Source organism: Bradyrhizobium australafricanum, assembly GCF_020329495.1.
GTDB classification, from domain to species: Bacteria; Pseudomonadota; Alphaproteobacteria; order Rhizobiales; family Xanthobacteraceae; genus Bradyrhizobium; species Bradyrhizobium australafricanum.
Genome location: NZ_JAGKJL010000075.1, coordinates 1 through 11,842 on the forward strand (window position 1 = coordinate 1; position 11,842 = coordinate 11,842).

Consider the following 11,842-nt stretch of genomic DNA (forward strand, 5'->3'; position numbering starts at 1 on the left):
GCGCGTCTTCTGGATGACGATGCTCAATCGCTCCTCGCCGAATGCCGTACCGCAAACGGCGCTGACGGATCCCGAAATCAGGCTTCTTGATCATTTGGTGAAAGACAGGGGTGGTGATTGCTCTCGACGAAGCACGCTCTCGCACTATGTCGTCAAGATCGCGCGGCTCGGAGGATATTTAGCCCGAGCCAACGATCCGCCTCCAGGAAATACCGTGATCTGGCGCGGACTATCGCGGCTGACCGACATCGAACTTGGAGCCGCAATCGAGGCAACAATTATGGGTAATTGAAAGCTTCACCGGACGGATACACTGATGCGGCCTTACCGCTCTAGCTCTCTACGAATTATGTCGCGGTGAGCAACCTGCGACGCGCGGAGCGCACGATACGTTGCGAGCAGATCAAGCGCTAGATGAACCGATCCGCCGGCGCGGCTAATCTCGTCGATGATCTCGACCTGGCGCGCGATATGCCTATCACTCTGCGCCACATGGCATTCTGCTTCCTTCAAGTACTGCCGGATAAGCCGCAGGTCCATGCTTCAATCATTGCACAGGAGATTGCGGCTCTGCCATCTCGGCGATCGGCGGCTTGTTCAGGTCATGTTGCCATTGCTCTGCATGTTGAGCGAGTTGATCATACTCAAGTGCTACCTTGAGCAGCTCTACCCTCTGCTCTTTGCTGATCGAAAAGCCTTCGACTTTGGTGGCGCGTTTCTTCGGCTCGCTCGCGCTAATAGGAGGCAAGGTCAACATGCGGTTGTCGGCCATTCGTTATGCCTCCGTGTCATCTGCGAGGCATTAACGATTGGCGGTCCGGCCGCGCTTCTGAAACTTCGTTCACGCACGGAGAACTACGGAAACATTCCGTGCGCTGCATCAGGCTGTGCTCGGCGAGTCGTTTGCTGGCCCGGTAAACGACCGCCGATGCGTTTACGCCGGCGGACCCCGGGCGCGGTGATTTACACCAGTCACGCATCGTTTACGGGGCGAGGAAGCAAAGGGCAAAAACACCCCGGTCAAAATGCGCAAGAGTCGCGGTCGCGCGTACCCCCGTCGCTTTACCCATCGTGGGAGAACCACTAAATATCAATGGCTGCTCCTCCGACAAATCCGTCGGAAAGCACTGTTCGTCTCAGAATGGGAGGGAGACGATGCTGCAAGAGAGGATGACCGTTTTTCGCCCCCGAGACTTGGAGGCCGACATCGCTCACCTTTGGATGAGACATCGTGAGATCACGGAACGATCGGTTGAGCTATTGAAGCAGCCGGTGTCCGGTACGTTCTTGGGGCGGAAGCATTACGACCTCATTCCGCTGCCTTACCAGACGGAAGAACAGGTCGTCTTAGGCGCTGAGTTTTAATTGGACCACTGTCTAAAAAAGGCAGGTACCTCCTCCGGGGAACTTCCGAAAACAGGGTTCCAGCAGCTCTAAGCATTTCAAGAACAAATGGTTCCAAAAACCGTTAGTGCCGGAACCCGGCTCCACGAGACCGTGACCATGCGCAACTACACCGCATACATTCTCGGTCCCGATGGCCACATCGCCAATCGCCTAGACTTGCTTTGTTGTGACGATGAAGCCGCCAAGGAGCGCGCTAAAACCTACGCTGACGATTATCAGATCGAACTATGGGACGGCGACCGTCTGATCGGACAATTCAAGCCGAGAAAGCGGTCGCGAGTGAACCGTTATGCCTAGGCCCGTCGCAATCACGCTCATGAGTTTGGCCGTCGCCTGCGTGTTTGCCTTCGACGTCGCGGCCGCCCTCATGGTTCCCTGAACTTGAAACGGGCCACCGGCTTTTTGCCGGCGACCCGTCACTGACGTGAGGAGGAACCTGAACGTAGAACAATGCATCGTTTGCGGAGAAGCTGCTAATGCAGCGCAGTCGCCCCGGCCGCACGTTCTGCAAAGTAGCATTGCGACGCATCGAACTCTGCCACAACCTCTTCGGTGAGGATGCGGCCACAGGGGCAGTCTTTGCATCCACCGTTTCGACTATTAGGCCAGGCTTCGGCTCTGTTGGGTCTTGCTGTTTGGCTGACCATGGGACCGCCGCCGAAGAATACTCTGAAGCCCGGCCCCTTCGCGTACCGAATGCCGTAAGCTCACCCGATCTCTCTGCCAGACCGCGTTTCTGCATTTCCCAACAACAGTCCCCATGACAACTTGTCGCACCGGGCGGAGAGGCCAAGAAGTGTCCACCTACCTCCGCTTGCAGATCGATGCCATGGCGCCGAGGGACGCTAATCTCATTGTAAAAGCTTACGAGCAAACACTACGTATGCTCTCGGTCCGGGACGGTGATGATCCGTTGACGGAGATGATCGCGAAGACCGTCATTAAGGTTGCGCAAACCGGCATCAAGGACTCCGCCGAGATTTCGGCTCAGGCGATCAAGAATTGGAGATCCGATAGTGGCGCGCAGCGTCCATCCAAAATCCAACTCAGCCGGCGTCCGCTTACAAGCTTCCAAAAAACGAAAGGCCCCGACGCGGGGCTAATCGCATCGAGGCCTCTCGGATAGTAGTGCCAGCCCAGAACGCTCTGGGGGCCGTGAATGTTTCCGGTGTGCTGTTTGGCCGGGCTAGCTGCCACACCCCGGGTCACCGCCGCCGTCCTCGGAAAGCCGCCGGCGCCGTTCAGCCGCCCACCAGGCCAGGTGCGAACACGTCGGCCGATCTCGCCCGCGCAATCTGGCGGCAGGCCCAGCCGCTCGCCGCAACGCCGGCCGAAGCCTATCTCGAGGCCCGCGGGCTCGCGGCCGAGCAGCTGCCGCCGACGCTGCGCTATCTACCGCCGCGCCCCCGCGCAAAGCCGAGCTGGTGGCGCCGGATGATCGGCACCGCGCTCGTCGCCGCGATCCGCTGCGGTCCCGCCGCAGTGGCCGAAGGTCTGGAAAGTGGGCTGTCGGCTCGCGCCCTGTTCGCCGTGCCGGACTGGGCCGCTGCCAGCGCCGAACGCCTGCCCGCTGTCGCCCTGCCGCCGATCGTCCGATCCGTCCTATACTTCGGTGATGCCGATCGGGCCGGTGCTCGGGCCCTCGAAAAACTCCGCGCCGCTCGTGCTGATCATATCCGCCTTCAATCGAAAGAACGTCCTGCCAAGTGCCCGTCGACACCCGGCCGGGCTTCTCCCGTGCGTGGCTGCAGCCCAGCTGCCGCCCAATCCGCTTCAGACCCCACCCGCACGCCCTCAGGCGCATCAAGCAGTAGCGGATCAGGCCTCGAACACGCGCGTGAGCAGCCAATAGCCGCCGAACAGGCTGATCACTGCAGACACCGCATAGACCAGGCTCGCCGCTCGCGCCGGGTGGGTGCGGTCGGCAGCGAACAGACGATCGACCAAGCCAAGCAGCGGCAGCACGATCGCGACGATCACGACCTGACCGATCTCGACGCCGACGTTGAAGGCGGCGAGCGCCGGTACCACCGCATTGGGCGGCAGGCCGACCTCCTGGAGCGCGCCGGCGAAGCCAAAGCCGTGGATCAGGCCGAACAGGAAGGTGACGCGCCAGCGCCTCTCGATGTCGCGCGAGAAGAAGTTCTCCACCGCCACGATCACGATCGAGGCGGCGATCGCGGGCTCAACGATCCGGCTGGGAATGACGAGGATACCGAGTGCCGCCAGCGACAACGTGATGGAATGAGCGATGGTGAAGGCGGTGACGATCTTGATGACGGGAATGAGTCGGCGCGCCCACAGAACGACTGCGACGAGGAAGGCAATGTGATCGTAACCGAGAAAGATGTGCTCGATGCCGGTGAGAAGATAGCGCCGCATCGTCGACCCCAGCGGCGGCGTCGGCGCCGATAGGGTGATGGTCGTGTTGCCCGCGTCCAGCAGCGCCTGCGCCTCGGTCCCGCGCTGCGCAACCAACACCACCTGGCGCGCGCTGGGATCCTTTTCGGTGAGCACCGTGGAGCGGTAGACGATCTCGCCGGCGACATTGGCGCAGTTGAAATTGTTGCGATAGATGACGCCGTCGCCGTCCGCCAGGATCGCGGCTGTCCCGGGCGAACATACCGTTCCGTCGGCGCCGGTCACGGAGAGATGCGATCTCACATAGGCCAGGATCGACGCAGTAGCCGCCTCGACCGCAGCCGGATCGACGGCGTCCTCCTTGACGTCATAGATCTTGGTGCCGACGAGCCGGTCAACATCGCTGCCCTTGAGCGTCACCTCGATGCTGACGGAACGCTCGGCCATTAGCGCTAGTCGCGCCGTCGAGAGATTGACCTGATGCGCCCGTGCCGGTTCATAGAAGCCGAGAAGGATCACGCCGAGCGACAGTAGAGGCTGCCACCTCATGATCCCGCTCCGACCGCGCGCAACAGCTCCGTCAACCGGCGCATCTCGAACTCGGCCACGGTCACCACCGCACCGTCGGGGGCAAGCCGTGCGTAGCGCTCGAGACTGTCGGCGGGGGCGCCGAATTCGAGCTTTGCCAGCGGCGCAGCTGCATCGCGCGCGAAGGCCAGCACGATCAGACTAGGCAGATTGAGCCCATAGCGCGCGAGTTGCGACGGATCAGCCTGCCCGACGCGGGCCTCGATGGCGGCCGTATCGAATGCGCGCAGCGCTGCGTCGATGATCCACGCCTGCTCAGGATCGGCGGCATGCACAACGGTGCCGGAAGCGTGATTGTGCTGGCCGAGGTGACGAAACCAATTGCCGCCGGGATCGCGCTCGAAGCGGGTGAGCTTGCCCGCGGAGACGATTTCGAGCGCCCACACCTGCGCCATGGACACCGGCAGCACCAGGCTTTTGCCGCGGCTTGGCGCATCTGCACCGCCTGAGCCGCGCAGGCGGCGCGTCATATCGTACGCGACGTGCCACTCCTCCCCGACATGGCGCGGCATCAAGTATATTGCAGGGCGGCCGGCCACGCGAACGTAATAGGACGTGCTCGCCGGATTGAGTGCTCCGACATTCACAGACGTCATCGAACCATCGGCGGCCTCGATCACTGCAACGGTTGCCGGGGGATCCAGGCCGAACGTCGCGAGGCTTGCCGGGCTGAGCTCGGCTGCGGGGATTTCGCGCGCGGGCTCGCTGACGGTGACGAGCCGCAGCGCGGTTTCGAGATGTCTGCCGAGCCCGGCGGGCACGGTGGCGTCCTGCCCCTCGATCATCCATGCGCCGGCCTTGCGCAGGAGGACGACGCCATCGCCGCCCGAACGGATCTCCACTCTGCACACATCGGCCGGCGCGATGGTGACGAGGCCCTTTGGCACAAATGCGACCTTGCTGCGCAGCTCCGGCCAGTGCCCGCTGAGGACCAGCAGCGTCAGAAGCGTCACCGGAACTGCGGTGACGAGCGTCATCAGCCATCGCGACGCGTCAGCGCCGGCAAGCTGCGCCCTCACCGTCGCCTCCACCACATTGCAACGCCGAACAATCCCGTGCTGAGCGGCAGCAGCACTTCCAGCACGATGAAAGTGTCGCGCATCTGGCTGCTGGTCAGCACGATCTCCGGAAGCTTGAAGCTCTGCGGAGCCACGCTCGGCGTGGCATCGTCCTCGGCGAGCCAGCGCAGCGTGGCGAGCGCCAGCTCGCCATTGGAGACGTAGGGAAAATATTCGTTGCTCGCGATCTTGCTGGTGCCGGCCACGACCATGCGGAACCGCTTGTCCGGCGCACCGCCCGGCCAGACGCCTTCGAGGGCGACCGCGAGCGACCGGGCGCCGCGGGCGTCCGTCGCCGCGGCGACAGTCCTGGGCGAGCGCAGATAGCTGTCCTGACTGCTCGCCGCGACCACAATCGAACTGACACCGGATGGCGGTTGCGCCGCCACGATCGGTCGAGCCTGCGGAAACACGGTCAGCGCCAGGCGGCGGGTGATCGAATGCGGCGGATAGTAGGGCACCGCAACCTTGTCGGCATCGGTGCGAAAATGATTGAGCGGATCGATCACGACGGCAGCCTCGCTCGATAGGCCGACGGGCTTGAGCAGCATTTGCTCGAAATCACCGTCGATCTGGGACAACGGATCAAGCAACAGCAGAAGCCTGCCGCCGCCCTTTGCGTAATTCGCGAGCAGCATCGCCTCGTCCGCGGCGACCCCAGTGCGCGGACCGACATCCGCGACGACCGAGCAGTCCGGCGGAATGCCGGAGGCGGTCGCCGTGACGATCTCGCGCATCTGGAAGCCGATCTGGTCGAGGGCAAGCTGGAGCCGGTCGAGCTGCTCGGGCGCCGCCTCCAGCACGTCGCCCGCGCCGAGCGTCTCGTGCCCCTTCAAGGTCTCGACATGGCTGAAATGGAAATGCGAGGGCAGCGGCCGGAACGTCTCCCCATGACCTGTGACGAAGCAGACCGTCTCCACCCGCTTGCGCAGCACGCGCAGCGCTGCATAGCCGAGGCGCGCGGGGTCGGTCAGATTCTCGACCAGGACCTTGCGGTCGTCGGCCTGGAGCACTGCCGTGTTGTAGGCGCGCACCCCGAGATCGCGGGCAAGGCCCGGCTCCTTGTCGAGATCGATGGCACGGAACACGAGCAGCGGATGATTTCGTGCGGCGGTCTGGACCAGCTCCTTGACATTGACCGCATTGGCATCGCTGGCGTTGTAGAAATAGGTCAGCGCCAGCGGCGTGCGCAATTGCGCGATCACGTCGGTGAGCTGCTGAGGCGGCGTGTTGCGTCCCTCGCGGCTGACGTCGAGATGCACGTCGTGCCGATAGAGTGCGATGTTCGCCGCGGTCACGACGGCGATCGCGGCGGCAACAATCGACGCGTTTGCAAACCAGGCCGACCAGAGCGCCCCCGTGCCGCGCAGGGGAAGCCGAACCGCAAGCATGAAGAGCGCGAGCAGCACGAGAATGCAGGCGCAGAACAGCAGGCTGTTCGCGGTCGCCTCACCAAGACCCGCAAAGCCAAGCGCAACGCAGACAAGGGCGCCGGCGACGACGGCAAGAAGGACAATGTTTGATCTGAGGAGGCCGGGCATTTCGTCCCCTCTCACCGCCGCGCCAGCGCGCGGACCGTCAACAACAGCATCAACAGCGTGATGCTGAGGAAGAAGCCCACGTCGGACAGGTAAATGGAGCCGACAGCAAAGGGACGGAAATGCACCGACAGAGATAGGTTTACCACCAGCGTGTCGAACGGGCTCGGCAGCAACCAGCCGAAATTGTCGATGATCCAGAGCAGGAGAAACACGCTGAGCGAGATTAGTGCCGCGATCACCTGATTGGCCGTGAGCGCAGAGGCGAGCAAACCGGTCCCGACCAGTGCCGCGCCGAACAGCAACAGCCCCAGATAACCGCTGTAGATCGGGCCGAAATCGGGGTCGCCGAACCAGGCGAGCGCAGCCGCATAGGCGCCCGAGAGCAGCAGCATGACCACGACCAGGCTCATCGCGGCGAGGAATTTCGCAAGCACGATGGCGACCTCGGAGACCGGCGAGGTCAGCAGCACCTCGAGCGTCCTGAGCTTCCGCTCCTCCGCGAACAAACGCATCGTGATCAGCGGCGCGGTTAACATGAACAGCACGAACGTCTGGAAGAAGACGTGCACCATGCTGGGCTGGTGGCTGAGGAACAGCGTCAGCGTGAAACTGTAGCCCATGATCAGCAGGAACACGGTCATGAGCACGTAGGCGATCGGCGAGGAGAACAGCGCCGTCGCTTCCTTGCCCAAGAGCACGCCAAAGCTTCTCATGCAGCCGCCTCCGGCCGCCGCGTGAGGTCGAGAAACACCCGCTCGAGGTCGGGCCGCAGTTCGGTCAGCTCCCGCACCGAAATCTCAGCTGCGACCAGCGTGGATATGAGGTCCGCCGCAAGCGCAGGACGGCGCTCTGCGGTCACCAGGAAACGTCCGACAACTTCGGGATCGGCAACGACCCCGCGCACGCCGGCGACCGCGCCGGCGACGCCGCGAATGACGTCGGCTGATGCATCTGCTGACAAGCCTAGCCTGAGGTCCGGCGCGGCATCCCTGAGCGCATCGGAAGTCAGCAGCGTCCCGTCGAGCAGGATCATCACGCGCGAGGCGATCTTTTCGATCTCGGGCAGGATGTGCGACGCCATCAGCACGGTGTGCTGGCTGGCCAGTGACTGAATCAGGTCGCGCACGGTAATCACCTGATGCGGATCGAGGCCGCTGGTCGGCTCATCCAGCACTAGAACCCGAGGATCGCCCAGCAGCGCCTGTGCGATCGAGACACGCTGGCGGAAGCCGCGCGACAGCTTGCCGGCCGTGAGATTCATGACGCGGCCAAGGTCGAGGCGCGTGGCGGCCTCATCAACCGCCGCCCTCGCCTTCGCACCGTGGACGCCCTTGATGCCGGCCATGAAATGCAGAAATTCGCGGACGCGCATGTGATCGTAGAGGGGAGCGTCTTCCGGCACGTAGCTGATGGCTTGACGCACGCTGAGGGCGTTTTCGACGACGTCATGGCCGGCGACCGTAATCCGTCCGCTCGTCGGCACGAGATATCCCGTAAGCATGCGGAAGATCGTGCTCTTGCCGGAACCGTTAGGTCCGAGCAGGCCAACGATCTCGCCCGGCTCGATCGCGAAGGAGACGTCGGCGACGGCACGCCTCGGCCCGTACCACTTCGTGACGCGCTCGACCAGAACGACCGGAGAGACAGCCGGAAGCATGGCTTTCTGGACACCCATCTGCCGAGTGCTCCTTTGGGAGCACCGAATACAATCCCGGGCGCGACGGCCCGGGATGACTAGTCAAAGGACGATGCGGGCACCGCCAATTACTCGTAGAATTCAGGCGAGTGCTTGTGCGCCTTGAACGTATCAGGATCGTGGGCGTAGATGATGTCGGCACTCTCGGTGTCGCGAACCCGCTTCACCCAGGCATAGGCATCAAGCATGCCGACCGGATCATAAACACTGCCGATGCTCGGCAAGATGTTCTTGTCCAGATTCTCCTGAAGATAGACTGCGTCGCTGGTCAGCACCACCGTACCGGTCTTGGGCAGCCGCACGACTAGGATTTGGCTTCCCGGCGTGTGCGACACTGTGCGATGGATGAAGACGCTGTTATCGCCGAACAGGTCGAGGTCGCCGTCGAGCTCAATGGTCTTGTACTTGGCCGGCATGCCGCCGCCGACGCTATTGCGCAGCATGGCGAAGTCGTCGGAGATGAAGAAGGTAGCGTAGCCCGGCGCCGGCCAAAATGCATTCCTGATCTCGTCACGCTGGAACACGAAGGTCGAGTCCAGGAACTTGCCGATATTGCCGGCGTGATCGACATGGAAATGGCCGAGCACGACGTATTTGATATCGGACGGCTTGACGTTGATCTTGGCGAGCTGGGCGTCGATGGCGATGTCGGGATCGCGGCCCGGATCGAGCGCCTTCACAAACGGGCCCCAATAGTCGGGGTCCTTGATGATCCGGTCGTTGTTGCCGCAGTCGAACAGAACGTCGCCCTTGGGATGCCGGATCAGGAAAAAGCCGACGGGGATCTGGACCTTGCCGCTACTGCCGTTCTGAATGATTGACTTGTCGAGATTGAGCGCCCCTGAGGAGAAGACGTAGAGCTTCATTTCCTTCGGTGGATCAGCGGCCATGGCGGCAGCCGACATAAAAAAAAGTCCTGCGGCCAGCGAGCCAAGGACCTTCGACGCAATCACCCGCATGTCGTCCTCCCTGTTTCGACGCACTTTTTTAAGCGGATAAATGTACCCTACCATAGTCTGATGCGGCTGTGCAGGCTCAATGCACGCGAGCCTGCAGACAAATTCGACTGCGGGACGGTTCCACCTTTGTGCATCGCAACTGGCGTGGCCTGCTGGCGTGGTCAGGCGATGATATCGGCCCGGGCCGCCTTGAGAACGTCGCGCGCATCGGTGGCCTGAGGCGCACCTGCAAGCCAGGTTGGCCGCCGTTCACATAGACCTGATCATGCGCCGGCGCGCGCTGCTCGACACGGTGCGCATTGGCTTGCGCTGCCCGAACGGACTGATCCCACCGACCTTGTAGCCGGTGAGGCGCTCGGCCTCCGGCGGCTTCATCATTTGCGCCGACTTGCCGCCGACAGCGGCGGCGAGCTTCTTCATCGAGACTTCCTGGTCGGAGGGCACGATCACGCAGACCGGCTTGCCGTCGGCCTGCGCCTTCAGCATCTTCAGGACGCGCGCCGGATCCTCGCCAAGTGCGGAAGCGGCCTGCAGACCGATGCTCTCGGCGTCGGGGTCATAAACATAGATCTGCACGGCGGCTCCCGTAGCCCTATGGGAGAGGTAAACCGAGTTCGCGGCCGGACCAATGCCACGCTAGCAGCGTTTTTACCGCACCGCCGTGCCACCTAAATTCGAGCCGCGGCCGCCTTCGCCGAAGATTTCGTGCCCTGTTGCGGTCACGGCCACCGTGTCCTCGAGCTTGATGAAGCCGCGCTTCGGATGCTTCATCGTGGTTTCCACCGAGATCACCATGCCAGCCTCGAGCGGCCGCTCCGCATCATAGGCGTCATAACGAACCGGGGCGGTCGCCGTCAGCCGCGGCGCCTCGTGGCTGACGAGGCCCATGCCGTGGGCGAGAAACTCGGTGTGGTCGCGCTCGGAAATCGACTTCGGGTGAACGCGCAGCTTGTGGACGCGGAAACTGGGCATCACCTATGGGCCGAGCGTTTCGACAAATCTGTTGCGGACCTTTTTGACGTGCAGGACGAGATTGTTTCCAGGCTTGCGAACACATTGAACGTCCAATTAATCGCCGCCGATCAAGGCGAGCGGAACGCTCATTGCATCCCGATGCTCTAGATCTGTACTTCCAAGGGATGGCTCGCTGGAACAAACGTTGGATTCCGGAACACGTCGCGCAAGCACGGAAATTTTTCGAACGCGCCTTAGAAATTGATCCCGAGAATGTCGAGACGCTTGTGGGTAAGGCGGGTGTTGATCTGGCAAGCGCTGCCTTTTTTCTAGGCGACAACCCTGATGCGCTCTATGTCGCGGCCGAAGCGGCCTTGATTAGGGCGCTATCCCTGGCCCCGCAGTACGCCCCCGCTCACATGTGTTTGGGTGCCCTCCAATTTTGTACCCAGCGCGTGACGCAAGGTATCACTGAACTTGAAGACGCGTTGGCATTGAATCCCAACTTAGCGGAAGCCCAAGCTCTCATCGGTGTTGCCAAGGTTTATGTTGGTCGCGCCGCAGAGACGGAGACACATGTCCACGAAGCGCTGCGCCTGTCTCCTCGCGATGAAGGTCCTCATCGGTGGAAGAGTTGGGTTGGACTCGCCAAGTTGTTGCTTGGAGCCGATGCCGAAGCACTTGTGTGGCTACGTCAAAGTTTGAATACAAACCCAAACTATCCCATAGCGCACTTCGAACTCGCCGCTGCGCGCCGGTCAGGACGAACAGCCGCCGACGGCTTTCAACGAAGTTCTTGAGTGCGTCGGATTTCATTGTTCAAGGCATCTAGTTCGTCCCTGCCCGCGTCGCCAGAGTGCCATCGCGTTGTGAGTCGTCGGCCTCGTTCACCGTGGTGTACCCCCTCCCACGGCCCACTAGCGAAGTCGGCGCGGTTCTCGATCGAAATAGCGTGTTGGCGCGAAGGATGGTTGCCGACCAGGAGCGCCGAAAGGACAGATGGCGATCGAGGCACCTGCGTTCTCGGCCGATTTAAAGCGGCCTCAATTCGGATTTTCGAGTGGACTGCGAACCGGCATCCCGCAGCTTCCTGAGCCTTCACGGCTGGAGGTCGGTCCGCCACCGTCTAGGCTTGGGACCCGCTGCTTGATGCCATGCGGCCGCTGCTTCCCGGTGGCCCGACCACCTTCGTGGCGCTCTGTGCAATGAATATGCTGCTCGTGGCGCCTCGTGGGCGGTACCGGGAATGCCGAGCGCTTGCGCAAAGGCCAGCCAGCC

Annotated in this window: 10 protein-coding genes and 4 pseudogenes; 5 read left to right on the top strand and 9 right to left on the bottom strand. The window is 62.4% G+C overall.

Going from position 1 to position 11,842, the window contains the following annotated elements; genetic code table 11:
- Positions 1-292, top strand: a pseudogene (locus tag J6525_RS39520) (IS4 family transposase); the annotation flags it as partial.
- Between the two features lie 255 nt (positions 293-547).
- Here the strand turns inward: J6525_RS39520 and J6525_RS39525 are convergent.
- Entirely contained in the window at positions 548-772 is a 225-nt protein-coding gene (locus J6525_RS39525) for a hypothetical protein (RefSeq protein ID WP_225648685.1), read from the bottom strand.
- A 731-nt stretch (positions 773-1,503) separates the two neighbouring features.
- Between J6525_RS39525 and J6525_RS39530 the strand changes: the two genes are divergently transcribed.
- The 3 genes and pseudogenes from J6525_RS39530 to J6525_RS47930 all read left to right on the top strand — a co-directional run.
- Positions 1,504-1,704 carry a hypothetical protein gene (locus J6525_RS39530; protein ID WP_225648687.1) on the top strand — a complete coding sequence of 67 codons (201 nt, stop codon included), beginning with the start codon at positions 1,504-1,506 and terminating at the stop codon, positions 1,702-1,704.
- A gap of 499 nt (positions 1,705-2,203) precedes the next feature.
- Entirely contained in the window at positions 2,204-2,533 is a 330-nt protein-coding gene (locus J6525_RS39535; protein ID WP_225648688.1) for a hypothetical protein, read from the top strand.
- Between the two features lie 44 nt (positions 2,534-2,577).
- Positions 2,578-3,057, top strand: a pseudogene (locus tag J6525_RS47930) (DUF7146 domain-containing protein); the annotation flags it as partial.
- Positions 3,058-3,225: 168 nt separating this feature from the next.
- Here J6525_RS47930 and J6525_RS39545 read toward each other — a convergent pair.
- The 8 genes and pseudogenes from J6525_RS39545 to J6525_RS39580 all read right to left on the bottom strand — a co-directional run.
- Positions 3,226-4,317 carry a HupE/UreJ family protein gene (locus tag J6525_RS39545; protein WP_225648689.1) on the bottom strand — a complete coding sequence of 364 codons (1,092 nt, stop codon included), beginning with the start codon at positions 4,315-4,317 and terminating at the stop codon, positions 3,226-3,228.
- Entirely contained in the window at positions 4,314-5,333 is a 1,020-nt protein-coding gene (locus J6525_RS39550) for a DUF4340 domain-containing protein (RefSeq protein WP_225648690.1), read from the bottom strand. Before J6525_RS39550 ends, J6525_RS39545 begins: the two co-directional genes overlap by 4 nt.
- Positions 5,334-5,371: 38 nt before the next feature.
- Positions 5,372-6,955 carry a Gldg family protein gene (locus tag J6525_RS39555; RefSeq protein WP_225648691.1) on the bottom strand — a complete coding sequence of 528 codons (1,584 nt, stop codon included), beginning with the start codon at positions 6,953-6,955 and terminating at the stop codon, positions 5,372-5,374.
- A gap of 11 nt (positions 6,956-6,966) precedes the next feature.
- Positions 6,967-7,668: an ABC transporter permease gene (locus J6525_RS39560; protein WP_225648692.1), complete on the bottom strand. Its 702-nt coding sequence runs from the start codon at positions 7,666-7,668 to the stop codon at positions 6,967-6,969.
- On the bottom strand, positions 7,665-8,630 hold the full coding sequence (locus J6525_RS39565) for an ABC transporter ATP-binding protein (RefSeq protein WP_092090394.1): 966 nt from the start codon (positions 8,628-8,630) through the stop codon (positions 7,665-7,667). The genes J6525_RS39560 and J6525_RS39565 overlap by 4 nt, the downstream gene beginning before the upstream one ends.
- Positions 8,631-8,719: 89 nt before the next feature.
- Positions 8,720-9,541, bottom strand: a complete 822-nt coding sequence (locus J6525_RS39570; protein ID WP_176937281.1) for an N-acyl homoserine lactonase family protein — start codon at positions 9,539-9,541, stop codon at positions 8,720-8,722.
- Between the two features lie 230 nt (positions 9,542-9,771).
- Positions 9,772-10,240 (bottom strand): annotated as a pseudogene (locus J6525_RS39575) (aminoacyl-tRNA deacylase).
- A gap of 18 nt (positions 10,241-10,258) precedes the next feature.
- A pseudogene (locus J6525_RS39580) lies at positions 10,259-10,513 on the bottom strand (M24 family metallopeptidase); the annotation flags it as partial.
- 200 nt (positions 10,514-10,713) lie between these two features.
- On the opposite strand from J6525_RS39580, the gene J6525_RS39585 reads away from it, so the two are divergent.
- On the top strand, positions 10,714-11,364 hold the full coding sequence (locus J6525_RS39585) for a hypothetical protein (protein ID WP_225648693.1): 651 nt from the start codon (positions 10,714-10,716) through the stop codon (positions 11,362-11,364).
- The last annotated feature ends 478 nt before the right edge of the window (positions 11,365-11,842 follow it).